19 protein-coding genes and 1 riboswitch are annotated in these 25,410 nt (G+C 74.5%); of the genes, 15 read left to right on the top strand and 4 right to left on the bottom strand.

Annotation, left to right across the window (positions count from 1 at the left end):
• Position 1 precedes the first annotated feature (1 nt).
• The 6 genes from BMX65_RS02075 (at position 2) to BMX65_RS02050 (ending at position 10,168) form a co-directional block, all read left to right on the top strand.
• Positions 2-2,182, top strand: coding sequence for a molybdopterin oxidoreductase family protein (locus tag BMX65_RS02075; RefSeq protein WP_074998343.1), 2,181 nt, complete (start codon positions 2-4; stop codon positions 2,180-2,182).
• The gene (locus tag BMX65_RS31845) at positions 2,179-3,741 is read left to right on the top strand and encodes an FAD-dependent oxidoreductase (RefSeq protein ID WP_218158008.1); all 1,563 of its coding nucleotides are present in this window, start codon (positions 2,179-2,181) and stop codon (positions 3,739-3,741) included. The genes BMX65_RS02075 and BMX65_RS31845 overlap by 4 nt, the downstream gene beginning before the upstream one ends.
• Positions 3,742-3,746: 5 nt before the next feature.
• On the top strand, positions 3,747-6,320 hold the full coding sequence (nirB, locus tag BMX65_RS02065; RefSeq protein ID WP_074998342.1) for a nitrite reductase large subunit NirB: 2,574 nt from the start codon (positions 3,747-3,749) through the stop codon (positions 6,318-6,320).
• 35 nt (positions 6,321-6,355) lie between these two features.
• Positions 6,356-6,763, top strand: a complete 408-nt coding sequence (nirD, locus tag BMX65_RS02060; protein ID WP_107437367.1) for a nitrite reductase small subunit NirD — start codon at positions 6,356-6,358, stop codon at positions 6,761-6,763.
• A 46-nt stretch (positions 6,764-6,809) separates the two neighbouring features.
• Positions 6,810-7,973: a uroporphyrinogen-III synthase gene (locus BMX65_RS02055; protein WP_074998341.1), complete on the top strand. Its 1,164-nt coding sequence runs from the start codon at positions 6,810-6,812 to the stop codon at positions 7,971-7,973.
• A 523-nt stretch (positions 7,974-8,496) separates the two neighbouring features.
• Positions 8,497-8,615, top strand: a riboswitch (SAM riboswitch).
• 179 nt (positions 8,616-8,794) lie between these two features.
• The gene (locus BMX65_RS02050; protein WP_074998340.1) at positions 8,795-10,168 is read left to right on the top strand and encodes an aminotransferase class V-fold PLP-dependent enzyme; all 1,374 of its coding nucleotides are present in this window, start codon (positions 8,795-8,797) and stop codon (positions 10,166-10,168) included.
• Between the two features lie 28 nt (positions 10,169-10,196).
• Here BMX65_RS02050 and BMX65_RS02045 read toward each other — a convergent pair whose 3' ends face one another.
• Together BMX65_RS02045 and BMX65_RS02040 are read right to left on the bottom strand one after the other, a co-directional pair.
• Complete coding sequence (locus tag BMX65_RS02045) at positions 10,197-10,478, bottom strand: Lrp/AsnC family transcriptional regulator (RefSeq protein ID WP_074998339.1); 282 nt, start codon at positions 10,476-10,478, stop codon at positions 10,197-10,199.
• Positions 10,475-11,209, bottom strand: a complete 735-nt coding sequence (locus BMX65_RS02040) for a rhomboid family intramembrane serine protease (protein ID WP_074998338.1) — start codon at positions 11,207-11,209, stop codon at positions 10,475-10,477. Before BMX65_RS02040 ends, BMX65_RS02045 begins: the two co-directional genes overlap by 4 nt.
• 193 nt (positions 11,210-11,402) lie before the next feature.
• On the opposite strand from BMX65_RS02040, the gene BMX65_RS02035 reads away from it, so the two are divergent.
• The 5 genes from BMX65_RS02035 to BMX65_RS02015 all read left to right on the top strand — a co-directional run bounded on the left by BMX65_RS02035 (position 11,403) and on the right by BMX65_RS02015 (position 17,485).
• On the top strand, positions 11,403-11,642 hold the full coding sequence (locus BMX65_RS02035) for a hypothetical protein (RefSeq protein ID WP_019359381.1): 240 nt from the start codon (positions 11,403-11,405) through the stop codon (positions 11,640-11,642).
• A gap of 239 nt (positions 11,643-11,881) precedes the next feature.
• Entirely contained in the window at positions 11,882-13,183 is a 1,302-nt protein-coding gene (locus BMX65_RS02030; protein WP_074998760.1) for an NYN domain-containing protein, read from the top strand.
• A gap of 433 nt (positions 13,184-13,616) precedes the next feature.
• Positions 13,617-14,648, top strand: a complete 1,032-nt coding sequence (locus tag BMX65_RS02025) for a C40 family peptidase (protein WP_026005102.1) — start codon at positions 13,617-13,619, stop codon at positions 14,646-14,648.
• Between the two features lie 302 nt (positions 14,649-14,950).
• Positions 14,951-15,997, top strand: a complete 1,047-nt coding sequence (locus BMX65_RS02020; RefSeq protein WP_177214172.1) for a C40 family peptidase — start codon at positions 14,951-14,953, stop codon at positions 15,995-15,997.
• 135 nt (positions 15,998-16,132) lie between these two features.
• The gene (locus BMX65_RS02015) at positions 16,133-17,485 is read left to right on the top strand and encodes a hypothetical protein (protein ID WP_074998337.1); all 1,353 of its coding nucleotides are present in this window, start codon (positions 16,133-16,135) and stop codon (positions 17,483-17,485) included.
• A 127-nt stretch (positions 17,486-17,612) separates the two neighbouring features.
• On the opposite strand, the gene BMX65_RS02010 is transcribed toward BMX65_RS02015, so the two are convergent.
• Positions 17,613-18,992 carry a glycosyltransferase family 87 protein gene (locus BMX65_RS02010; RefSeq protein WP_239501784.1) on the bottom strand — a complete coding sequence of 460 codons (1,380 nt, stop codon included), beginning with the start codon at positions 18,990-18,992 and terminating at the stop codon, positions 17,613-17,615.
• A gap of 75 nt (positions 18,993-19,067) precedes the next feature.
• On the opposite strand from BMX65_RS02010, the gene BMX65_RS02005 reads away from it, so the two are divergent.
• On the top strand, positions 19,068-20,210 hold the full coding sequence (locus BMX65_RS02005; RefSeq protein ID WP_074998335.1) for a glycosyltransferase family 4 protein: 1,143 nt from the start codon (positions 19,068-19,070) through the stop codon (positions 20,208-20,210).
• A 63-nt stretch (positions 20,211-20,273) separates the two neighbouring features.
• Here BMX65_RS02005 and BMX65_RS02000 read toward each other — a convergent pair whose 3' ends face one another.
• The gene (locus BMX65_RS02000; RefSeq protein WP_074998334.1) at positions 20,274-22,097 is read right to left on the bottom strand and encodes an AMP-dependent synthetase/ligase; all 1,824 of its coding nucleotides are present in this window, start codon (positions 22,095-22,097) and stop codon (positions 20,274-20,276) included.
• A 354-nt stretch (positions 22,098-22,451) separates the two neighbouring features.
• Here BMX65_RS02000 and BMX65_RS01995 point away from each other — a divergent pair, with 354 nt between their 5' ends.
• The 3 genes from BMX65_RS01995 to BMX65_RS01985 all read left to right on the top strand — a co-directional run bounded on the left by BMX65_RS01995 (position 22,452) and on the right by BMX65_RS01985 (position 25,283).
• On the top strand, positions 22,452-23,213 hold the full coding sequence (locus BMX65_RS01995; protein WP_074998333.1) for a metallophosphoesterase family protein: 762 nt from the start codon (positions 22,452-22,454) through the stop codon (positions 23,211-23,213).
• Positions 23,214-23,364: 151 nt separating this feature from the next.
• Positions 23,365-23,841: an SRPBCC family protein gene (locus BMX65_RS01990; protein ID WP_074998758.1), complete on the top strand. Its 477-nt coding sequence runs from the start codon at positions 23,365-23,367 to the stop codon at positions 23,839-23,841.
• A 44-nt stretch (positions 23,842-23,885) separates the two neighbouring features.
• Positions 23,886-25,283 (top strand): ArsA family ATPase, encoded by a 1,398-nt coding sequence (locus tag BMX65_RS01985; RefSeq protein ID WP_074998757.1) that lies wholly within the window; start codon positions 23,886-23,888, stop codon positions 25,281-25,283.
• Positions 25,284-25,410: the final 127 nt, after the last annotated feature.

The following is a 25,410-nucleotide window of genomic DNA, read 5'->3' as shown; positions in this document are numbered from 1 at the left end:
GGTGACCGCGGCCGCCACCGCGACCCACTGCCCGTACTGCGCCCTGCAGTGCGCCATGACCCTCACCCCCGCCCCCGGCGCCGATCCCGACCTGCCGTCCGCACCGGCCCGTCCGGCCGTCGCCCCGCGCGCGTTCCCCACCAACCGGGGCGGCCTCTGCCAGAAGGGCTGGACCTCCGCGCAGCTGCTGGACTCGCCCGAGCGGCTGACCACCCCGCTGGTCCGGGAGACCGCGGGCGGCCCGCTGCGCGCGGCCGGCTGGGACGAGGCACTGGACCTGGTGGCCCGGCGCTTCGCCGCACTGCGCGAGCGGCGTGGAGCCGACGCCGTCGCAGCCTTCGGCAGTGGCGGGCTGACGAACGAGAAGGCGTATGCGCTCGGCAAGTTCGCCCGGGTCGCACTCGGCACCTCGCAGATCGACTACAACGGCCGGTTCTGCATGTCGTCCGCGGCCGCGGCAGGCACCAGGGCCTTCGGACTCGACCGCGGACTGCCGTTCCCGGTCACGGACCTGGACGACTCCGGTGCGCTGGTGCTCGTCGGCGCCAACCCCGCTGAGACGATGCCGCCGCTGATGGGACACCTCGATCCGGCGCGGCTGATCGTCGTCGATCCGCGCCGCACGGCGACCGCGCAGGTGGCGCTGGAGGGCGGCGGCCTCCACCTCCAGCCGGCGCCGGGCACCGACCTGGCACTGGCGCTCGGGCTGCTGCACGTCGCACTGGTGGAGGGCTGTCTGGACACTCCGCAGCGCACCGCCTACCGCGAAGAGCGCACCGTCGGATGGGAGGGCGTGCGGCAGTGTGCCGCGCGCTGGTGGCCGGAGCGCACCGAGCGGCTGACCGGAGTGGCCGCCGCCGACCTGCGCCGCGCCGCCGCCGCACTGGCCCGGGCCCCGCGCGCCCACATCCTCACCGGGCGCGGTGCCGAGCAGCACAGCAAGGGCGTCGACACCGTCTCCGCCTGGATCGACCTGGCCCTGGCCCTCGGACTGCCCGGCACCCCGGGCTCCGGCTACGGTTGCCTGACCGGGCAGGGCAACGGGCAGGGCGGCCGCGAGCACGGCCAGAAGGCCGACCAACTGCCCGGCTACCGGCACATCGAGGACCCCGCGGCCCGCGCGCACGTCGCAGAGGTCTGGGGCGTGCCCGCGGCGTCGCTGCCCGGCGCCGGACGCAGCGCCTGGGAACTGCTGGACGCGCTCGGCACCCCGGACGGCCCGGCGGCACTGCTGGTGATGGGCTCCAACCCGGTCGTCTCCGCGCCCCGGGCGCGCCGCGTCGTCGAACGACTGCGGTCGCTGGACCTCCTCGTCGTCGCCGACTTCCTCCGCTCGGAGACCGCCGAGCTCGCCGACGTGGTGCTGCCCGTGGCCATGTGGGCCGAGGAGTCCGGCACCATGACCAATCTGGAGGGCCGCATCCTGCGCCGCCGGGCCGTCCAGTGCCCGCCGCCCGGCGTGCGGACCGACCTGGAGGTGCTGCACGGCCTCGCGGTCCGGCTGGGCCGGTCCGGGCACGAGTTCCCCACCGACCCGGCCGCAGTCCTCGACGAGCTGCGCCGCGCCTCGGCCGGCGGCACCGCCGACTACGCCGGTGCCGCGCCGGAACTCCTGGACGCGGAACGGCCCGTGTACTGGCCCGTCCCCGCGGCGCCGCCCGGTGCCGGCGTGCCGGAGCCGACCGGCGCCGTCGGCACCCCGCGCCTCTTCCTCGACCGGTTCGCACACCCCGACGGGCGGGCCCGCTTCCTGCCCGTCGAGCACCGGGACGCGGCCGAACTGCCCGACGCCGCACACCCGCTGTACGCCACCACCGGGCGGCAACTGCAGCACTACCAGTCCGGAGCCCAGACCCGCCGGGTGCCGGAACTGGCCGCCGCGGCGCCCGGACCCTACGTCGAGGTGCACCCCGACACGGCCCGCCGCGCCGGGCTCGCCGACGGGGACACCGCGCGGGTCGTCTCGCGGCGCGGCGCCGTCCTCGCCCGCACCCGCTGCGTCGCGGGCCTGCGCCCCGACACGGTCTTCCTGCCCTTCCACTTCCCCGGCGACGGCGCCGCCAACGTCCTCACCAACCCCGCGCTCGACCCGGTCAGCCGGATGCCGGAGTTCAAGCTGAGCGCGGTACGGCTGGAGCGCGCCGACGGGGGCGGCGCCACGAGTCCCGAGGAGGCCGCGTGAACCGGGCCCTGAACGTCGTGGTCGTCGGCAACGGAATGGTCGGCGCGCGGCTGTACGAGGAGACACTGCGGCGCGACCCCAGGAGCAGGCGGGTGCGGATGACCGTGCTGGGTGCCGAGCCGGTCGGCGGCTACAACCGGGTCCTGCTGCCCGGACTGCTGTCCGGCTCGCTGACGGAGAACGATCTGGCGCCCGCGGAGTCCGGGGAGAACCCGCTGGCGACCGGCACCACCGTCACCGGAATCGACCGCACGTCCCGCACCGTCAGTACCGCCGACGGACGGCAACTCCCGTACGACAGGCTCGTGCTGGCCACTGGCGCCGGCACTGCCGTACCGCCGCTGCCGGGGCTGCGGGAGGAGACGGAGGAGGGGATCGGGGCACTGGCACGGGGCGTCACCGCGCTGCGCACGCTCGGCGACGCGCGCCGACTGCGCCGCCTCGCCGACCGGGCCCGAGCCGTCGGCGCGCGGATCGCCGTCCTCGGCGGCGGCGTCCTCGGCCTGGAGGCGGCGCGGGCCCTGGTGGCCCGCGGCGTCGCCGTCACCGTCGTCCACCCGGCACCGCATGTGATGGACCGGCAGTTGGACGCGCCCGCCGGGCGGGTGCTGGGCCGTGCGCTGCGCCGTACCGGCATCGAGCAGCGACTGGGCGTGATGGCGGTCCGCTGGGAGCCCGGCAAGGGGCTGCACCTGGACGACGGCAGTGTGCTGACCGCCGCGGGACTGCTGCTGTGCACCGGCGCGCGGCCCGAGACCGGGCTCGCCGAGGAGTGCGGGCTGGACGTCGGCCCGGCCGGGATCGCCGTCGATGACACCCTCACCACCTCCGACCCGGACGTCTACGCGCTCGGTGACTGCGCCGACGCCGAGCCCGGGCTCGTACAGCCCGGCTGGGAGCAGGCGAGCGTGCTGGCCGGGCGGCTGACCGGCGAGGACCTGTACGCGCGCTACCTGGGCTCCCCGCGGGTGACCCGACTGAAGGCGGCCGGTATCGAACTCGCCTGCCTGGGCGACCCGTTCGTGACGGACGACGGCTTCGCCGGCCACGCCCCGGCCGGTGGCGGTCCCGGCGGGCAAGGTCCCGCGGAGGGGGACTTCCCGGACGACGGCGGCCCCGAGGTCCTCCGGCTGGAGGACCCGTCCCGCGAGCGCTACGCCAAGCTCGTGCTGCACGGCGACCGGGTCACCGGCGCCATTCTGCTGGGCGTCCCCGACGCCGCCGCCGGCCTCGTCCAGCTCTACGACAAGGGAGCGCCCGCCCCCTCCGACCGCCTCGCCCTCATGCTCGGCCGGGCGCTGCCGCCCGAGACGGCGGGCGAGACGGGCGAGGCGCTGCCCGACCACGCGATGGTGTGCCGCTGCAACAGCGTCACCAAGGGCGCCCTGCGCTCCGCCTGGTACGACGGCGCCCGCTCGGCCCGCGAACTGGCCGACGCCACCCGCGCCACCACCGGCTGCGGCGGCTGCCGCGGCGCCGTCGAGAAGATCTCCGCCTGGCTCGCGGAGACCGACCCGCTCTCCAGCCGTGACACTCCTGCCACGACCGCCCCGAGGTGAACACCATGACCATCCCCCAGCACTCCGAAGCCCCGCGCAAGCTCGTCGTCGTCGGTCACGGCATGGTCGGCCACCGGCTGGTCGAAGCCCTCGACTCCCGTGACGCGGAGCGGCAGTGGGAGGTCACCGTGCTCGCCGAGGAGGGGCGTCCCGCCTACGACCGGGTGGCCCTCTCCTCCTGCTTCGACGGCGCCGACGAGAGCGCCCTGCGGCTGCCCGAGCACGACCCCGAGCGGATCGACCTGAGGTTGGGCGACCCGGTACGTGCGCTCGACCGCGAGGCGGACGCCGTACTGACGGCGTCCGGCGAGCGGGTGCGCTACGACGCGCTCGTCCTGGCCACCGGCTCGCGGCCGTTCGTGCCGCCGCTGCCCGGCTCCACGGCCCCCGGCTGCCTCGTCTACCGCACCCTGGACGACATCGACGCCATCCGGACCGCGGCCGAGGAATCCACCACCGGGCGCGGCGTCGTCGTCGGCGGCGGGCTGCTGGGTCTGGAGGCCGCCAACGCGCTGCGGCTGCTGGGCCTGACCACCCACGTCGTCGAGATGGCCCCGCATCTGATGGCCGTCCAGCTCGACGAGGGCGGCGGCGCGCTGCTCGGCCGCATGGTGGGCGAGCTGGACGTGGCCCTCCACACCGGCACCGGCACCAAGCAGGTCGTCACCGACCCGGAGACCGGCGCCGCCACCGGTGTGGAGCTGACCGACGGCACCTTCCTGGAGACCGACCTGGTCGTCTTCGCCGCCGGGGTACGACCCCGCGACGAGCTCGCCAGGGAAGCCGGCCTCCAGGTGGGGGAGCGCGGCGGCGTCGTCGTGGACGAGACCTGCCGTTCCGTCACCGACCCCCATGTGTGGGCCGTGGGCGAGGTCGCCTGCGTCGAGGGGCGGACCCTCGGGCTGGTCGCACCCGGGTACGCCATGGCCGAGACGGTCGCCGACCGGCTGCTGGGCGGCGAGGCCCGCTTCCCCGGCGCCGACACCGCGACCCAGCTCAAGCTGCTCGGCGTCGGCGTCGCCTCCTTCGGGGACGCGCACGCCACCACGCCCGGCGCCCTGGAGGTCGTCCTCAACGACCCGGTCGCCGCCACCTACGGCAAGCTCGTCGTCTCCGACGACGCCAAGACGCTGCTCGGCGGCATCCTCGTCGGCGACACCTCCGGCTATCCGCTGCTGCGCCCCCTGGTCGGCAGCGCCCTGCCCGCCGACCCGTCGGCGCTACTGGCTCCGCAGTCCGAGGGCGGCGGGGCGACCGGCGCCGGAGTGGCCGGACTGCCCGACGCCGCACAGATCTGTAGCTGCCACGCCGTCACCAAGGGCGAGTTGACCGAGGCCATCACCGGACAGGGCTGTGCCGACGTCCCCGCGCTGAAGTCCTGCACCAAGGCGGGGACCGGTTGCGGCTCGTGCGTACCGGCGCTCAAGCAGCTTCTCGAAGCGGCAGGCGTCGAGCAGTCCACGGCGCTGTGCGAGCACTTCGACCACGCGCGGGCCGAGCTGTTCGAGATCGTCGCGGCCACCGGCATCACCACCTTCTCGCAGTTGGTGGCCGAGCACGGGCGCGGGCGCGGCTGCGACGTGTGCAAGCCCGCCGTCGCCGCGATCCTCGCCTCCCGCGACAGCGGCACCCACATCCTGGACGGCGAGCGCGGCGGACTCCAGGACACCAACGACCGCCACCTGGCCAACATGCAGCGCAACGGCACCTACTCCGTCGTCCCCCGGGTACCCGGCGGCGAGATCACCCCGGCCCGGCTCATCGTGCTGGGCGAGGTGGCCCGCGATTTCGGCCTCTACACCAAGATCACCGGCGGTCAGCGCATCGACCTGCTCGGCGCCCGGCTCGAAGAACTCCCCGCCATCTGGCGGCGGCTCACCGACGCCGGCTTCGAGTCCGGACACGCCTACGGCAAGGCCGTCCGTACGGTGAAGTCCTGCGTGGGCTCCACCTGGTGCCGCTACGGAGTCCAGGACTCGGTCGGGCTCGCCATCGAACTCGAGCTGCGCTACCGGGGGCTGCGCGCCCCGCACAAGCTCAAGGCGGGCGTCTCGGGCTGTGCCCGGGAGTGCGCGGAGGCCCGCAGCAAGGACTTCGGGATCATCGCCACCGAGCAGGGCTGGAACCTCTACGTCGGCGGCAACGGCGGCTTCACCCCCCGCCACGCCGAACTCCTCGCGTCCGACCTGGACCACGACACCCTGGTGCGCACGATCGACCGGTTCCTGATGTTCTACATCCGCACCGCCGACCGCCTCCAGCGCACCGCCGCCTGGCTGGAGAACCTGGAGGGCGGCCTCGACCACCTGCGGGCCGTCATCATGGACGACTCGCTCGGCATCTGCGCCGAACTGGACGCCGCCATGGAACGCCACGTCGCCGACTACCGCGACGAGTGGCGCGGCGTCCTGGAGGACCCCGAGAAGCTGGCCCGCTTCACCTCCTTCGTCAACGCCCCCGGGACGCCCGACCCGGCGATCTCCTTCGCCGTCGAGCGGGAGCAGCCGGTGCCTGTGCCGGGCCCGGTGTCTCTCGGCATGCCCGAGGTGCCCGCCGCCGAGGGGGCGCGCGCCCGTTGAGCACTCCCGCCCGTAAGAGCCGAAAGGTGACCGCCATGACCACCATGACCCCTGCCTCCGCCGCTCCCGTCGACCCTGCCGACTCCACGGCCGACTGGTCCGCCGTCTGCCCGCTGGACGTCCTTCCCGTCGAACACGGGCGCGCCGCGCTGCTGCCCGACGGCAGCGCCGTCGCCCTCTTCCGGCTGCACACCGGTGAGGTGTACGCGGTCGGGAATCTGGACCCCTTCAGCGGGGCACCCGTGATCTGCCACGGCATCGTCGGCGACCGCGACGGCGTCCCCGTCGTCACGGGCCCTCTCGGCAAGGAGGTCTTCGAGCTGGCCACCGGCCGCTGCCTGGACGACGAGACCGCCCGTCTCCCCGTCCACGACGTGCGGCTGACCGGCAGAGTGATCGAGGTCTCGGCCCGGCGAAATACGGTGGAAACGCTGGTCGGGTGAGTATGAACAGCACCCAGCGCCCACATAGGAACTGAGAGGAGACGCGGTGTCGGCACCTCAACCGTCGCGAAGCCGCACGGGATCCGTTCCCCCGCTGGCGGGGTTCACCGTCGCGGTCACGGCCGCGCGCCGGGCCGAGGAGCTGGGCGCGCTGCTGGAGAGGCGCGGCGCCGAGGTCGTCCACGGACCCGCACTGCGCATCGCCCCGCTCGCCGACGACGAGGAACTGCGCGACGCCACCCAGGAACTCCTCGCCCGCCCGCCCGACGTGGCCGTCGCCACCACCGGCATCGGCTTCCGCGGCTGGATGGAGGCCGCCGACGGCTGGGGCGAGGGCGAAGCCCTCCGCGGCGTCCTCGCCGCGGGCGAACTCCTCGCCCGCGGCCCCAAAGCATGCGGGGCGCTGCGCGCCGCCGGACTCCGCGAAGCCTGGTCACCCGCCTCGGAATCCTCCAGCGAAGTCCTCGAACGGCTCCTCGGCCGCAGCGACCTGGCCGGACTGCGGATCGCCGTCCAACTCCACGGCGAGCCGCTGCGGGACTTCCTCGACGCGCTGCGCGGAGCCGGCGCCGAGGTCGTCCCCGTGCCCGTCTACCGGTGGACCGGGCCCCTGGACCCCGGCCCCCTCGACCGGCTCCTCGACGCGGTGCTGAGTGGCGGCGTGGACGCCCTCACCTTCACCAGCGCCCTCGCAGCAGCCGGGCTGTACGCCCGCGCCGAAGAACGCGGAGCGCGAGCGGTCGACGACCTGACCCGGGTACTCCGCGGCCGTACCCAGGTCGCCTGTGTCGGCCCCGTCACGGCCGCGCCCCTGCTCGCCCGCGACATCCCCGCCTACTGGCCCGAGCGGTTCCGGGTCGGCGCGCTCGTCCGGCTGCTGGGCGAGCGGCTGCCCGCCACCGCACCGGTGCTGCCCGCGGCGGGCCGCACGCTGGAGGTGCGGGGCACCGCCGCCCTGCTCGACGGCGAGCTGCGGCCGGTCAGTCCCGCGCCCATGGCCGTGCTGCGGGCGCTTGCGCGGCGGCCCGGGGTGGTGGTGTCGTGTGCCGACCTGCTGGGGTGCCTGCCCGGCGGGGGGAGCGACGAGCATGCCGTCGAGGCTGCCGTTGCTCGGCTCCGAGCGGCTCTCGGGGTGCCCTCTGTGGTGCAGACCGTCACCAAACGCGGGTACCGTATCGCCCTCGATCCGGCGGCGGCCTGCGGTTCCTGACGCCGCCCCCTTCGCGGGGGCGCGGACCCCTTGCGGGGCGCCTCGGCTGTCGGGGCTGCGCCCCGGGCCCCCCACCCCGTTGTTTGCCGGGTGCGGCGCCGTTGTCGGGGGCTTCGCCCCCGAGCCCCCGTTGTCCTCGCCGGACGGGCGTTGGGGCGGCTCCGCCCCCCAACAGCCCCCCGCTAGTGGGCTTCGCCCCCTAGGACCCCCAGCCGCACCCGTGTGAGCCCCTTGCGGACCTTGCTCCGGGTCTTTTCTTTGGTCTGTTGTCTGCGGGAAGTGTCCTGATGCCGTCCGTCACAGCACAAGAGCGCTCCCGCGGTCGAGAGTCCTCCGGCGGTTGCCGGATGCGGGAGGGGGAGGGAGAAGTTGTGGTGCCTGGGGGTTTCTAAGGGGGCGGAGCCCCCCGACACGACCTCTCGGCGGCAGCCGGGCGTGCCCCCACAACGCAAACGCAGCCCGCGGAGGGGGAACCGACCCCGCGAAGTCGCACCCCGCGGAGGGTGTGGCATACTGCCTCGCAGGTCACGAGTGACAGCGAAAAAGGCCCCGGCCCGCTGTCCGGCAACCCTCCGTCCGTGGCGGGGTGCCCCGGGTGATGACCAGGCCGTAGGACAGCAAGGTCTGCGGCAAGCGCGGATCCCTCGCGCCAGGGGTCCTGGTCTTTCGAGGGAGTACTCCGTGAGCAAGCGAATGCGCTAGGGCCGACGGGCAGCACCGCACACCCGTTTTCGGCCCTTCTTCTGACGTTCCGTCACGTTTCGGTGCGCCGCCACGCCAGGCGCTCCTCCTTTGCCGCTCATCTCGTCCGGAGTACTGCCATGCCGTTCACTGCACCTTTTGCGCCGGTTTCTGATTCCTGTAGCGAGGAGTCCGCCCCGCTTCCCGTCCTGGGCCGCGACGTCCGCGTGCCGCTGGTCACCGGTGGGGAGGTGACGTACGGAGCGCTGGACTACGCGGCGAGCGCGCCCGCGCTGCAGCGGGTGTGGGACGACGTGGCGGCGTACGCGCCGTACTACGGCAGCGTGCACCGGGGGGCCGGGCACCTCTCGCAACTGTCGACCGACCTGTTCGAACAGAGCAGGAGGACCGTCGCCGAGTTCCTGGGGTGTCGCGAGGGGGACCAGGTCGTCTTCACCCGGGCGACGACCGACTCGCTCAATCTGCTGGCGGCGGCGCTGCCGTCCGGTACCCGGGTGTTCGTCTTCGAGACCGAGCACCATGCCTCGCTGCTGCCGTGGCGGGCGCACGAGGTGACGTATCTGGACGCGCCCCGCTCGCCCGAACAGGCGGTCGCCACGCTGGAGTCGGCGCTGCACGCCGCGCCGGCCGGGCCCAAGCTGGTCTGCGTGACCGGTGCGTCGAACGTGACGGGCGAGGTGTGGCCGGTGCGCGAACTGGCCCGCGCCGCTCACCGGCACGGTGCGCGGTTGGTCCTGGACGCGGCGCAGCTCGCCCCGCACCGGCCCGTGCGCCTGACCGAGCTGGAGGCGGACTGGGTGGCCTTCTCCGGGCACAAGCTGTACGCGCCGTTCGGCGCCGGGGTGCTGGCGGGCCGCGCCGACTGGTTGTGCGCGGCGGAGCCGTATCTGGCGGGCGGCGGTGCGAGCCGCCGGGTGGCCCGTGCCGCGGACGGCGGCGTGGACGTGGAGTGGCACACCACCGCGGCCCGCCACGAGGCGGGTTCACCCAACGTCATCGGTGCGTACGCCGTCGCCTCCGCCTGCCGGGCGCTGGCCGAGGCCGGATTCGAGCGCCTCGTCGCGCGGGAGGAGGAACTGCTGGCCCGGCTGGTCGGCGGACTGGCCGAGCTGCCCGAGGTGCGGATCCTCTCGCTGTTCGGCGCGGATGCCGACCGGGTGGGGGTGGTCTCCTTCGTCGTCGAGGGGTGGAACAGCTCGCACTTGGCGGCGGCGCTCTCCGCCGAGTACGGGATCGGGGTCCGCGACGGCCTCTTCTGCGCCCATCCGCTGCTGCGCACGCTGCTCGGGCAGCGAGGGGACGCCCCCGCCGAGTGCGGCGAATCGGCCGGGGAGGCTCCCGCGTCGAACGCGGTCCGGGTCAGCTTCGGCGCCGGGACGCCGGACGAGCACGTGGACCGGTTCGTCGCCGCCGTGCGCGAACTGGTGCGGGACGGTGCACGCTGGACCTACCGCACAGAGGGCGGCCGTTGCGTCCCGGAGCCTGCGGGCTGACCGTCCGGCCCGCGGGGGAGAGGACGGTTCAGGCGTCCAGGCCGATGGCGAAGGCCGACTCCAGGTCGTGCTGGGAGTAGGTGCGGAAGGCGATATGGGTCTCGGTGGACTCCACGCCGGGCACCTTGCTGATACGGCCGGGGATGATGTCGGCGAGGTCGTCGTGCTGGGCGACGCGGACCATGGCGATCAGATCGTGCGCACCGGTGACGGAGTAGACCTCGCTGACGCCCTCGATGGCGGCGATCTGCTCGGCGATCTCGGGGATGCGCTCGGTGCTCGTCCGGATGAGGACGATGGAAGTGATCACGGTGGGGTCTCTCCCTCGGACGCCGGGGTTGGCCCGGCCACTCTAGCCCGGCGGTAGTGGAGCCAGGCGGACAGGAAGCCCAGCGTGAATCCGGCCACGTGGGCCAGGTAGGCGACGCCGGGCCCCTCGCCGTGCTGCCGGGTCGCCAGCCACTGCAGAGCCAGCCAGAAGAGCAGCACCATCCAGGCCGGGAAGCGCAGCGGCAGGAAGAAGAGGAAGGGGAAGACGCTCGTCACCCGGGTACGCGGATGCAGATAGAGGAAGGCGCCCAGCACGGCGGAGATCGCTCCGGAGGCACCGACCAGCGTCTCGTCCGAGACCGGGTGGGCGGCCGCGTAGCAGAGCATCGCCGCGTAGCCGGTACCCAGGTAGAAGAGGAGGAAGCGGCGCGGTCCCATCCGCTGTTCGACCGGGCCGCCGAAGACGAAGAGGAAGAGCATGTTCCCCAGCAGGTGCAGCCAGTTGCCGTGCAGGAACAGCGCGGTCAGCGGGGTCGGCAGCGCACGCAGATCACCGCTGAACAGCGTGCGGGGCACCACGCCCCACCGGCGGAAGTGGGCCGCCCTGACCTCCTCCAGCGCCTGCCCCGTACCGTGGGAGGGGAGGAGGCCGGAGGCCGGTCCGGCGAGGAAGACCAGACAGCAGCAGCCGATCAGCGCGTACATCGCCAGCGGCCGCGGCTGCGCGCTGCGGTCCGCGTGCGGGGTGTCGGCGTGGCCGGTGCCGTCCATGAGCGGATCATGACGTCTTGCCGCCCCGGGCACGCTCCTCGACACACGCGGGGCACGCGGACGGTCCTAGGCCGTAGGGTTTACGGGACGTGACCCCGCGCCGCGTATCCGTGATGGTCCGCGGAACGGCGGCGCTGAGCAGTGTCGACCAGCACCGACCAGTACCGACTCTTCAGGAAACGAGGACGAGACGATGGCGGTCCCCACGCCCACGGACGAGACCCGCTGGCGCTGCACGCTGTGCGGCAACCTCACCCGGTTCGACGTGACGCGTTCCAGCAAGGTGGTCGAGTACGTCCATCTGGACCTGGCCGGCGCCCCGGCGGTCGAGGAGCAGGAGGTGCTCAGTGAGAGCATCGAGTCCGTGCGCTGCAGATGGTGCAATGCCGTGGATCAGGTCGAACTGGTGGACCGGCCCAGCGCTCAGGTATAGGGCTCAGGTCCCAGAGACGGCAGGTGTGACCGGTGGAGGAACGGACGGGCGGCGACCCACGGCGGCCGGACCCGGCTGCCGGGGAGGCAGCCGGGCCTGCTGCCCGCGCGGCCGCTGAGGATCCCGTGGCCCCCGCGGGCCCGGACCCCGCCGAGCCCCGCTCCGCCGCTCCGGCTCCGGGCGCCGACCCGGAGCCGGACCCGGGTGCGGAGCCGGACCCGGACGCCGAGCCGGAGAGCCTGGAGCGCCCGCTGCCGGAAAAGGTGCGGCGGCGGGTGGTCGGTTTCACCGGGGACGCGCTCGGCGGCCTGACCGTCGCGGAACTGCCGCCCCCGCTGCGGCAGTACGCCCGCTTCACCCCGCAGCGCCGCGCCAAGTTCGGCGGCAACGCCATGGCCGCGGCGCTGGAGAGCGACGCCGTCTTCCGGCAGCGCATCGCCTCCCGGGTGCGGGAGCAGTTCCCGGAACTGGCGGGTGCGCTCGACGAGGGCACGCCGCCGCCGGCCGCCGACCCGGTGGATGTGGCGGCGGCTGCCTACGTGCTGCGGCCCTCCGGCTGGGCCAAGCTGGTGGCGGCGGCGGGCGAGGAAGCCCAGCGAGCGCAGGCCGAACGCGCGGGCGAGGAGGCCCAGCGCGAACTGTCCCAGCTGCGTGAGGAGCTCTCCCAGGCCAGGGGAGCGGCCCGGGACGAGGCAGAGCGCGGCCGCCGCGAGCAGGAGGCGCTGCGCAAGGAGCTGGACGGCACCCAGCGCAAGCTGCGCAGCGCGCAGGCGGACGTGCGCCGCCGGGAGGCGTCGCTGCGCAAGCTGCAGGAGGAGCTGGACGGCGTCCGCGCGTCGGCCGGCACCGAGAAGGCGGCGCTGGACAGCGAACTGCGCCGGCTCAAGTCCCGGCTGGCCGAGGCCGAGTCCGCGCTGGAGGCCGGGCGGCGCGCGGCACGAGAGGGCCGCAGCGTCGAGGACATGCGGGTGCGGCTGCTCCTGGACACGGTGCTGGACGCGGCCCAGGGCCTGCGCCGCGAACTGGCGCTGCCGCCGTCCGAGACCCGTCCGGCCGACACCGTCGACGCGGTCGAGCCGGGCCGGATGTCGCCCAAGGACGTGGCGGCCCGGGCGCTTTCGGACACCGATCCGGCGCTGCTGGACCAACTGCTGGCTCTGCCGCACGCCCACCTGGTGGTGGACGGCTACAACGTCACCAAGACCGGCTATCCCGCGCTGCCGCTGGAGAAGCAGCGGCTGCGGCTGCTGGGCGGGCTCGCGGTGCTGGCCGCCCAGTCCGGTGCCGAGGTCACCTGCGTGTTCGACGGGGCCGAACTGGCGGCGCCGGTACTGCTGGCGCCGCCGCGCGGGGTCCGGGTGCTCTTCTCCAAGCCGGGCCAGACCGCGGACGAGCTGATCCGCCGCCTGGTGCGCGCCGAACCGCCGGGCCGTGCGGTGGTGGTGGTCTCCAGCGACCGCGAGGTCGCCGACGGCTGCGCGGCGGCCGGGGCACGGCCCGTCGCCTCCGCGCTGCTGCTCAAGCGGCTCGCACGTACCTGACCCGCGGGCGGCAGGCTCGCATTCCGCGGCCGGTGTCCGTACGTGCTTCTGCGGTCCGACGGCCCGGGCCGGGCGCTGCGGTACCTTTCTCAAGTCCGTTGCCGCGCCTGTCCGCGCCTGTCCGCTCCGGTACCGGGCGGGACGTCGGGGGACGGCTGCGGTGCGCGTGGCTGTGTGCAGTGTGTGAGGCTGTGCTCGCCGTGCGTGGGTGCCGGGTAAAGAATGCGGCTGCGGGGCGTCTTTTTTCCTGAGGGATTTGATCGGATCACTACGCGTGGCTAATGTCTGGCCCGAACCTCCGCTCGGTTGATCACCTATCCGGGGTGGCGGCGGAGGACCGCCTCGTTTCGCACGCCGGGATGGCCCAGTCCTGCGCTGTGGAGCCGGAGATGACCAGACCGGCAGGCGGCTGAGGAAGAAGGAGCTCGCCCCAGTGGCGTCCCACCGTCGTCCCAAGCAGCCGAGTCGCGCACGTGTCAGTGTCTTCACCATGACCGCGGCCGCGGCTGTCGCACTCACCTCCCAGGCGGCCCACGCCGACCCCCAGTCGTCCAAGAAGGACGTCAAGGAGAAGGTCGACAAGCTGTACGAGGACGCCGAGGCCGCCACCGAGAAGTACAACGGCGCCAAGGAGAAGCAGTCCAAGCTCTCCGAGGAGGTCGAGAACCTCCAGGACAGCGTGGCCCGCGGCCAGGGCGAGCTCAACAGCATGCGCGACAAGCTGGGTTCGCTGGCGACCGCGCAGTACCGCTCGGGCGGGATCGACCCCTCGGTGCAGCTCTTCCTCTCCTCCGACCCGGACAGCTACCTGGACAAGGCTTCGGCCATGGACCAGTTGAGCACCAAGCAGGCCGGTGCCCTCAAGAAGGTCCAGGCCAAGCAGCGCAGCCTCGCCCAGCAGCGCAAGGAAGCCTCGGGCAAGCTCAAGGACCTCGCCAGCACCCGCAAGGAGCTCGGCGAGAAGAAGAAGAAGATCCAGGGCAAGCTCTCCGAGGCCCAGCGGCTGCTCAACACGCTGACCGCCAAGGAGAAGGCGCGGCTCGCCGAGAAGCAGCAGCGCGCCGACCGCGCCTCCAGCAACCGGGCCGACCTGGGCGACCTGCCCCCCGGTTCGGGCCATGCGGCTGCCGCGCTGTCCGCCGCCAAGGGCAAGATAGGCAGCCCGTATGTGTGGGGTGCCACCGGCCCCAGCTCCTTCGACTGCTCCGGGCTCACCTCGTGGGCCTACAAGCAGGCCGGCGTCTCGCTGCCGCGCACCTCGCAGGCGCAGGCCAACGCCGGGACCCGGATCTCCAGCCAGAGCCAGCTCAAGCCGGGCGACCTGGTGCTCTTCTACGGCGACCTGCACCACATCGGCCTCTACGCGGGCAACGGGCAGGTGCTGCACGCGCCCAAGCCCGGCGCCTCGGTGCGGTTCGAGGCCATGGGCAACATGCCGTTCCAGTTCGGCGTCCGGGTCGGCTGACCCGCACCGGACGGCCGGACCTCTCCCCGGCGCGGGGCCGCGCTCGGGGGCGGGGCCGTGGACTGCGGCCCCGGCTCCCGCCCGGACGATCACCCGCCAGTGTGATGACCTTTAAACTTCGCTCTTCCGAGTGAACCCGCCCTGGCGGGGGCGGACTTCCCACCCGCCCGGTGACCTGCGCGATCAGTGAACGCCGGGGCGCGGGAGCGGACTTACCGGCGGTCCATGGTCCTTTGTCCCCCCTGGGGGCACGGCTACATTCTGCGGGCGCACGTCGCCTAGCGGAAGGAACGCCTCCTCCAGTGGCATCGCACCGGTCCCCTCGACATACCCCGCTGCCCGGCCAGGCCCGGCCGGCACGGGTCACCGTGCTGTCGGCCGCCGCCGCCGGCGCGGCCGTCGCCCTCGTCCCCGCGGCCCCAGCGGGCGCCGAGCCCGACAGCCAGCTCTCCGCAGCCACCCTCAACTCCCGGATCGACCGGCTCTACGAGCAGGCGGAAGTCGCGACGGAGAAGTACAACGGGGTGGCCGAGCGCACCGGCAAGCTGCGCGAGCAGGTCGCCCACGCGCAGGACGGCGTCGCCAGGAGCCAGACCGAGGTGAACCGGCTGCGCGACGCGCTGGGCGCGCTCGCGGGCGCGCAGTACCGCTCAGGGGGCATCGATCCCGCGGTGACGCTGATGCTCACCGAGGATCCCGACAGCTACCTCGCCAAGGCCGCGACACTCGACCGCATCGGCAGCCGCCAGCTCGCCAAGCTGCGCCGGCTGCAGTCCGCGCAGCGCGTCCTCGGACAGCGGCGCACCGAGGCGGCCGGCAAGCTGGAGCAGCTCGCCGGACTGCAGCAGACCCTCGAACAGCGCAAGAAGGACGTCCGGCGGAAGCTGGCCGAGGCGCGTCGGTTGCTGGCCCGGCTCTCCCCCGAGGAGCGCGCCTCCCGGGACGGCCGCCGCTCCCGTGCCGGCGGTCCCGGCATCGGTCCCGGCGGCTCGGCCCCGTCCTCGCAGCGGGCCGCCGCCGCGGTCGCCGCCGCCAAGTCCGCCGTCGGACGGCCCTACGCGTGGGGTGCCGCGGGGCCGGGCTCCTTCGACTGCTCGGGGCTCACCCAGTGGGCGTACCGGCAGGCCGGCACCTCGATCCCGCGCACCTCGCAGGCCCAGCGCTCGGCCGGGCAGCAGGTCCCGCTCGGCCAGGCCCGCCCCGGCGACCTGGTGATCTACCGGGACGACGCCAGCCATGTGGCCATGTACGTGGGCGGCGGCCAGGTCGTCCACGCGCCCCACCCCGGTGCCGCCGTGCGCTACGACCCGGTGGGCATGCTGCCGGTCTCCGCGGTCACCAGACCCTGACAGCCCTGACAGCCCTGACAGCCCTGACAGCCCCGATCGCCCCGACAGCCTCGGCCGTCGCTTCCCGGTGCGCGGTGGCCGGACCGCGCGGGACGCCCTGACCGGCCCGGATTCCGCCCCCGTACCCTCGGTGGCGTGGGCGAGCGGCGGCACGGCATCCTCCGGTACGCGCGAGCGCTGAGCGGAACGGCGGCGCTCGCGCTGCTGTGTGCGCTCGGCGCCTTCGTGGTCGCCGACCGGGGGGACCGGGACCCGGCACCCTTCCAGCGGGTGCTCGACCGGCAGGCCGCGGCCCTGCGCGCCGGTGACGAGCGCGGCTTCCTCGACGCCGTCGACCCGCAGGCACCCCGCCACCGCGGCGCACAGCGGCAGGTCTTCCACAACCTGCGCCGACTGCCGCTGTCCACCTGGGCGTACGAGGTCCGCGAGGTCGCAGCGCCGCACCGGGGCGGCGGCGAGGCCGCGGGAAGCGCCGGATCCGGGACGGCGGAGGGGAACGCCCAGGGGAACGCCCAGGGGGACACAGTGACCGTCGAGGCGGTGCTGCGCTACCGGCTCGCGGACTTCGACCGGGTCACCACCACGGCGACCGAGCGGTTCCGGTTCGTCCGGCGGGACGGCGGATGGCGCATCGCCGACGAGGCGTCCGGCAGCGACTCCCAACTGTGGGAGCAGGGCGCCATGACGGTCGTCCGGGGCGCGCACAGCCTGGTCCTGGGGGTGGGCCGGGACCGTGCCGAACTGCGGGCCCTCGCCGACGCCGCCGACCGTGCGGTGCCCGCCGTCGCCGGTACCTGGCCGGACGGCTGGTCCCGCAGGACCGTGCTGGAGGCGCCCGCCTCGGTGCGGCAGATGGCGCGCCTGCTGGGGACGCCCGCCGCGGACTCCGGCACCTACGCGGGCATCGCCGCCGTCACCACCGGCGAGGCGGGCGGCGCCTCCCGGCCCGGCGGCGGGCGCGCGCCGGCGGACCGGATCGTGGTCAACCCGCGGGCCTACGGGCTGCTCAGCGAGGAGGGGCGGCAGGTGGTGCTGACCCACGAGACGACGCACGTCGCCACCCGGCGGCAGACCACCTCGGCGACGCCGTTGTGGCTCTCCGAGGGCATCGCCGACTGGGCGGGCTACCGCCGCTCGCACCTGGCGCCCCGCGAGGCGGCGCCGGAGCTGGCCCGTGCGGTCGCCGACCGGGCGGCGGCCGGCGGCACCGCCCCGGCACTGCGCGCCCTGCCCGCGGACGCCGACTTCCGCTTCGGCAACGACCCGGCCGGGCTGGCCCGCGCCTACGAGGGCGGCTGGCTGGCCTGCCGGATGGTCGCCGAGGAGTGGGGAGCCGAGAAACTGCTCGCCCTGTACGCGCGGGCCGGCCGTGCGCACGGCGGCGGGCACCCGGATCCGGACGCGGCGCTGCGGTCCGTACTGGGCGTGGGGAAGGAGCAGTTCACCGAGCGCTGGCGCGCGTACGCGACCCGAGTGCTGGGACCCTAGAGTCCTGCGCACGGGCCGCGGCAGGTCGGGGACCGCCCTCCGCGACCGCGGCCCCGGTTCAGGGCCCGCCGGACCGGGGGCCACGGTGGGGACGGTCATGACCGGGAACCCGGGACCGGGGCCCGGATCAGGGACCGGTCGCGTCGGGCGCCGGGATCCGGTCGCCGTCCGGGCGGCGCGTCCCGGGCACGCCGTCCCGCTCCGGTTCCGTGCCGGAGCCGGTGCTCCGCGGGGCGGGGACCGCCTCCCGGGCGCTGTCCCGGTCCGCGGTGCCCTCCGGCTCGCCGGGCACCGTCGAGCGCCACAGCCGCACGCAGGACAGCACGGCGGCCACGACCAGCAGCAGGTTGCGGAGGGCCAGCACGCTCGTGCCCCGGGCCTCGCCGGTGACCACGTCGGCGAACCAGACGGGGAACTCCAACTGGGTCAGCCCGGTCGCCACCAGCACCAGCCACGCGGGCAGCGCCTGGCGCCCGGCCCGCAGCGTCAGGCACACCGCGGCCAGCCCCAGCAGCCAGATCAGGTACTGCGGGCTCAGCACCCGGCTCGTGACCACGAACAGCAGCACGGCGGCGAGGGCGGCGTCCGCCAGGGTGGTCGGCGACCAGTGCCGCGCCCGCAGCCGCCACAGCAGCAGCCAGCCGAACACCGCACCCGTCAGCGCCACGGCGACGGTGCTCACGGTCTGCACACCCGGGCCCACGAACTCCATCGAGCCGTACCGCAGCAGCACCTGGCCCTGCCACCCGAACTGCCGGGCGGCGTGCAGGACCAGTGAGCCGACGGACTCCACCTCGGTTCCCCGGCCGCGCTGCGCGGACAGGAAGTCCAGTGCACCCGGCATCGCGGCGGCGAACCCCGCCGTCACCAGCAGCACGGTCAGCAGCGCGCTGAGCCAGGCGGCGCGGGTCGCCCGGCCGCGCGGGGTGCCGAGCAGCAGCAGGAGCGGCCACACCTTCACCAGCGCCCCCAGCCCGGCCAGCACTCCCGCCGCACGAGGGTGCCGGGCGGCGGCCAGCAGCGCCGCGACCGCGGGCACGGTCACCATCAGGTCGTAGCGCGCATACGCGGTCGGCCCCAGCAGCGGCACTCCGACGACCCACGCCCACACCCCGGCCCGGCCGCGCAGTCCGGCCGCCGGGGCGCGCGGCCCGCGCCGCCGCGCGGCGTACAGCAGCAGTCCGAGCACCACCGCGTCGGCGGCGCAGGCCACCACGAAGAACGCGGAGGCGTAGCCGATCGGCAGCAGCCCGGTGAGCAGCCCGGGGGAGAGGATCACCAGTGCGGCGCCGGGCGGGTACTGCCAGGTCACATCGTCGGACGGAAACGTTCCGTCGCTCAACTGCCCGAACCAGCCGTGGTAGATGACCGAGACGTCGGACGTGATGTCCATCCCGCCGGGCACGGTGAGGACCTTGAAGACGCAGAGCAGCAGCACCGCCCGGGTGACCGACCACACCAGCACGGGCGCCACCGCACCGCGGGCCCTCCTCGGCTCGCCTCGCACACCTGTCCTTCCTCACGTCCTGCGCTGCGCCGCCACCCGCTCCGGCCGGACCGTCGCGCGGTACTGTCGGCGGCGATGTCCAAGACCCTGATCGTCACCAACGACTTCCCGCCGCGCCCCGGCGGCATCCAGGCGTTCCTGCACAGCATGGCGCTGCGCCTGGACCCGTCCCAGGTCGTTGTCTACGCCTCGACCTGGAAGCGGGGCCGCGAGGGCGCGGAGGCCACCGCGGCGTTCGACGCCGAGCAGCCTTTCACAGTGGTCCGCGACCGTACGACGATGCTGCTGCCCACTCCGCGGGTGACCAAGCGTGCCTGCTCGCTGCTCGCGGAGCACGGCTGCCGCGCGGTGTGGTTCGGGGCCGCCGCACCCCTCGGACTGATGGCGCCCGCGCTGCGCAAGGCGGGAGCCGAGCGCCTCGTGGCCACCACGCACGGCCACGAGGCGGGCTGGGCGCAGCTCCCCGTGGCACGCGGTCTGCTGCGCAGGATCGGCGACGGCACCGACACCCTCACCTACCTCGGCGACTACACCCGCCGCCGGATCGCCGCCGCGCTCTCCCCCGCGGCCGCGGCACGGATGGTGCAACTGCCGCCCGGCGTCGACGAGAAGACCTTCCACCCCGGTTCGGGCGGCGACGCGGTCCGGGCCCGGCTGGGCCTGACCGACCGGCCGGTGGTCGTGTGTGTCTCGCGCCTGGTGCGCCGCAAGGGGCAGGACACCCTCGTCGAGGCCATGCCCCGGGTGCTGGAGGCCGTACCCGACGCGGTGCTGCTGATCGTCGGCGGCGGCCCCCACCGCACCGATCTGGAGCGGCTGGCCGCCTCCCGGGGACTCACCGACGCCGTGCGCTTCACCGGCCCGGTCGCCTGGGAGGAGCTGCCCGCGCACTACGGCGCGGGCGACGTGTTCGCGATGCCGTGCCGCACCCGGCGCGGCGGGCTGGACGTGGAGGGGCTCGGCATCGTCTACCTGGAGGCGTCCGCGACCGGACTGCCCGTCGTCGCCGGGGACTCCGGCGGCGCGCCGGACGCCGTGCTGGACGGCGAGACCGGCCACGTCGTCCCCGGTGGCAGCCCCGCGCAGACCGCGGACCGCCTGGTCGAACTCCTCCGTGACCCCGCGCTGCGCACCCGGATGGGCACCCGGGGCCGCCAGTGGGTGGAGGAGCGCTGGCGCTGGGACCTGTTGGCCGAACGGCTGCGCGAACTGCTGTGACCTGCCACCGGGCGGCTCGCGCCCCCGAGCCCGGGTGCGGCACGGGACCCGCGCGGTGCGCGCCTACGCCGTGTAGAGCGCCTCGATCTCGTCGGCGAAGTCCTTGGCGACCACGCCCCGCTTGAGCTTCAGGGAGGGGGTGACATGGCCGGAGTCCTCGGTGAACTGCTCCCGCAGCACCCGGAACTTGCGGACCGACTCGGCCTTGGAGACGGCCTTGTTGCCCTCGTCCACGGCGGTCTGGAGCTCGGCGAGCAGCTCCGGGTCGGCCAGCAGCTCCTCGTGGGCGAGCTGCTCCTTGCCGTGCTCGGCGGCCCAGCGCGGCAGGAACTCCTCGTCCACGGTCAGCAGCGCGCCGACGAAGGGGCGGCCGTCGCCGACCACCATGCACTCGGCGACGAGCGCGTGCGCCCGGATGCGGTCCTCGATCACGGCCGGGGCGACGTTCTTGCCGCCCGCGGTGACCAGGATCTCCTTCTTGCGCCCGGTGATGGTCAGATAGCCGTCGGCGTCCAGAGTGCCCAGGTCGCCGGTGTGGAACCAGCCGTCGGCCAGAGCCTCGTCGCTCGCCTGCTGGTTGTTCCAGTAGCCGGTGAACAGGTGCTCGCCGTGCAGCAGCACCTCGCCGTCGTCGGCGATCCGCACCACGGAGCCCGGCAGCGGCTGCCCCACGGTGCCGATCTGGGGCCGGTCGTAGGGGTTGAAGGCGGTCGCGGCGCAGGACTCGGTCAGTCCGTAGCCCTCCAGCACGGTGAAGCCGACGCCGCGGAAGAAGTGGCCCAGCCGCGCGCCCAGCGGGGCGCCGCCGGATATGGCATGGGTGGCCCGCCCGCCCAGCACGGCCCGCAGCTTGCTGTAGACCAGCTTGTCGAAGACCTTGTGCTGGATCCGCAGCTTGAGGGAGGGCCCGGCCGGGTCGTCCAGGGCGCGGCTGTAGGCGCCGGCGACTGCGGCGGCGCGGTCGAAGATCCTGCCCTTGCCGCCGGCGACGGCCTGCGCCCGCGCGGAGTTGAAGACCTTCTCGAAGACGCGGGGGACGCCCAGCACCATCGTCGGGCGGAAGGAACCCAGCTCGTCGGTGAGGTTCCGCAGGTCGGAGGCGTGCCCCAGCTTGATCGGCGCCATCACGGCCGCCACCTGCACCAGCCGTCCGAAGACGTGGGCGACCGGCAGGAACAGCAGCACCGATCCCTCGCCGGGCCGGAACATCGGGCGCAGCCGCTCGACGACGTTCCCGCACTCCGCGAAGAAGCTGCGGTGGGTGAGCACGCAGCCCTTGGGGCGGCCGGTGGTGCCGGAGGTGTAGACGATGGTGGCGGGGGAGTCGGCGTCGGCGGCGGAGCTGCGCTCCTCGACCTGCTCGTCGCTGATCCCGGCGCCGAGCGCGGCGAGCCGGGCGACGGCGGTGTGCGCCTCGGCGCTCTCCCCGGTGTCCGCGGGCTCGATCTGCCACACGTCCCGCAGCGCGGGCAGCCGGTCGCGCACGGAGTCCACGGCAGCGGTGTGCGCGTCGGTCTCCACCAGGCAGGCGACGGCGCCGGAGTCGCCCAGGATCCAGGAGATCTGCTCGGGAGAGCTGGTCTCGTAGACGGGGACGGTGACGCCGCCCGCGCTCCAGACGGCGAAGTCCAGCAGCGTCCACTCGTAGCGGGTGCGGGACATCAGGCCCACCCGGTCGCCGGGTTCCACGCCCGCCGCTATCAGGCCCTTGGCGGCCTGCCGCACCTCGGCGAGGAACGCGGCGGCGGTCAGGTCCTCCCAGCGGCCGTCGCGCTTGCGCCCGATGACGGGGAGATCCGGGTGCTGAGCCGCGTTCCGGCGGATGAGGTCCGTCAGGTTTCCCTCTGCGGGGACTTCGTAGAGGGCCGGAAGGCTGTACTCGCGCAAGACTGCTGCTCCTCGTCGGCGCGCCAAAAAGGGGGCCGCGGGGGCCGGCCTCCGTTGGCTCGGTCCAGGGTCGGCGGACGATCCCGGAAGAATGACGGCCCGGACGTTACCCATCGGTATGGGGGTGGGGGTAGAGGGTGGCGCGCAGATGTTTTGTGCGTCACAGGTGGAGATGGCTGATAGCAGCCTAGTCGAGGTGTTCACGGACACGGAAGTCGCGAGGGGGAGAGAGCGGGAACAGCGGGGCTTACCGCACTTTTCGGCCACTCCGGCGCACGGGAGCGGCGGCCCGCGCCCGCTGCCCGAGAGCGGCTCCCTCTCCCGGGTGCGCGCGGGGAGACCTAGGGTGGGCGCATGCGAGTCCACGTGGTCAGCGACGTACACGGCAACAGCGCCGACCTCGGGAAGGCGGGCGAGGGCGCGGACGCGCTGGTCTGCCTGGGAGACCTCGTGCTCTACCTGGACTATGCCGACCACTCGCGCGGCATCTTCCCCGACCTGTTCGGCGTCGAGAACGCGGACCGCATCGTCGCCCTGCGCACGGCCCGGCGCTTCACCGAGGCCCGCGCCTTCGCCCGGGACCTGTGGGCCGGGATCGACCGTGAGGCGGCGACGGAGCGGGCGGTGCGCAAGCAGTACGCCGAACTGTTCGCCGCCTTCCCCACGCCCACGTACGCCACCTACGGCAACGTCGACGTGCCGCCGCTGTGGCCGGAGTACGCGCCCGAGGGCGTCCGGGTCCTCGACGGTGAGACGGCGGACATCGGGGGGTGGCGGTTCGGCTTCGTCGGCGGCGGTCTGCGCACCCCGATGCGCACGCCCTACGAGATCGACGAGGAGACCTACGCGGCGAAGGTCGCCGCGCTGGGCGAGGTCGACGTGCTGTGCACCCACATCCCGCCCGAAGTGCCCGAGCTGTGCTACGACACCGTCGCGCGCCGCTTCGAGCGGGGCAGCACGCACCTGCTGGAGGCGCTGCACGAGGTGCGGCCGCGCTACCACCTTTTCGGCCACGTCCATCAGCCGCTGGTCCGGCGGATGCGGATCGGCGCCACCGAATGCGTCAACGTCGGCCACTTCAACGCCACCGGGACCCCCTGGGTGCTGGAGTGGTGACCCGTGCGGCGCGACGCCGAAAGGGCGCGGGGTAGCCTTCGACGGCAGACGCGTCCCCGCACCCCGGCGGGCATCCCGCACGGTCCCGTCCACGCGCGGCGGGTATCGCGCGGTGGATCAATCGGACACGGTATATCGGAGGGCCATGGCGATGGCGGAACACACCAGCTCGAGCATCACCGTCGACGCGGCGCCCGAGGCCGTGATGAGCGTGATCTCCGACTTCCCCCGCTACCCGGAGTGGGCCGGCGAGGTGAAGGAGGCCGAGGTCCTCGGCCGGGACGAGCACGGCCACGCCGAACAGGTGCGCCTGCTGCTGGACGCCGGAGCCATCAAGGACGAGCACACCCTTGCCTACGAGTGGATCGGCGGCGCCGAGCCGCACGAGGTGCGCTGGTCCCTGGTCAGGTCCCAGATGCTGCGCTCCCTGGACGGCCTCTACCGGCTCACTCCGGTCGGCGGCGGCGCGCGCACCGAGGTCACCTACCAGCTCACCGTCGACGTCAAGATCCCCATGCTCGGCATGATCAAGCGCAAGGCGGAGAAGGTCATCATCGACCGCGCGCTCGACGGGCTGAAGAAGCGCGTCGAGGCGGGCGGCGCCGAGGCGTCCGAGGCCGGCAACTGACCGGCGCGGCCCCCGGCTCCGGGCCCACCGGCCCGCAGACCGTCCTGGTCACCGGCGCGGGCGGGGCCGGGCGCAGCACGGTGGCGGCGGCCACCGCGTGCGCGGCCGCGGCCCAGGGGCACCGCACCCTGCTGCTGAGCGCGGAGCCGGCGCGCCACCTGGCCGCGCTGCTCGGCGCGGCACCCGACGGTGCGGCGGCCGCCGCACCGGTTCCCCCGCCGGACGCGTCCGCGGCGGGCCGGCCGGAACCCGTCGCCGCGGTGCCGGGGCTGTGGCTGCTGCGCATCGACTCCGGCGCGGAGTTCCGCAGCCGGGCCGTCACCCTCCAGGAGCGCGGCAAGACCGTGCTCGACCTGCTGGGCGCCGTACCGCTGGACGAGGACGAGCTGACCGAACTCCCCGGTGCGGAGACGTTCGCGCTGCTGCGTGCCCTGCACCTGGCACACGGCCAGGACGCGGGAAGCGCCGACGGGACGGCGGACCGCGACGGGCACGGGGGCCGGGACGGCGACGACTGGGACGCCGGCTGGGACGCCGGCTGGGACATCGTCGTCGCCGACATGCCGCCCTCCCCGCAGGGGATCAACCTGCTCGCGCTGCCCGCCCAGCTACGCCGCTATCTGCGCCGCCTCGTCCCCGCCGAGCGGCAGACGGCCCGCGCCCTGCGCCCCGTGCTGGCCCAGCTCGCCGGTGCCCCGATGCCCGCGCAGTGGCTGTACGAGACCGCCACGCGCTGGTCGCAGGAGCTGGCCGCGGTCCAGCGGGTCATGGAGTCCCCGGCGACCGTCGTCCGGCTGGTCACCGAGCCCGGACCGCTCGCCGCCGAGGCCCTGCGCACGGCCGGGGCCGGACTGCGGCTGCACGGGCTCGCGCTGGAGTCCGTCGTCGCCAACCGGCTGCTGCCCGCGGGCTCCGCCGACCCCTGGCTGGCGGCGCTGGCCGGGCAGCAGCAGACCGCGCTGGCCGCGCTGCGCGAGAAGTGCGCGGCCGAGGCCGTCCCGCTGTGCGAGCTGCCGCACCTGGGCCGCGATCCGCGCGGCCCCGAGGATCTGGGGGCACTGGCCGCCGCAGCCCGCACCGCCGTGGCGGCCGACCGGGAGAGCGGCCCCGGGCTGCACCCGCCCGCCGGGGCCGAGAGCGGGCCCGGCACCGACGTGGCCTACGGCTGGCTGGAGGACCGGCTGGCCGGGGACGGCCGGCTGGTGTGGCACCTGCCGCTGCCGGGCGCCGACCGGGACGAGCTGGAACTGGTACGCCGCGGGGACGAGTTGACCGTCGGCGTCGGCCCCTACCGCCGGGTGCTGCCGCTCCCCTCGGCGCTGCGCCGCTGCCGCGTCTCCGGCGCCGGCCTCAAGGGCGGGGTGCTGGGGGTCCGCTTCGCACCCGACCCGGAGCTGTGGCCCGAGCAGGCCGGCTCCCGGCCGGCGGGACGCGCGGACTGAGCGGCCGCGTCTGCGCGGGCTGATCGGCGCGCGCTGATCGGCACGGGAGGAGCCGATGCGTCCGGCGGTTCGCCTCCGCGGCCGGACGCCCGCGCCCCGCGCCGCCGTTCGGGTAACGTCGGGAGGT

Source organism: Streptomyces qinglanensis, from assembly GCF_900111245.1.
Classification (GTDB): domain Bacteria; phylum Actinomycetota; class Actinomycetes; order Streptomycetales; family Streptomycetaceae; genus Streptomyces; species Streptomyces qinglanensis.
The sequence above is the reverse complement of the archived record's forward strand: the minus strand, read 5'-3'. Positions and strand labels throughout refer to the sequence as shown.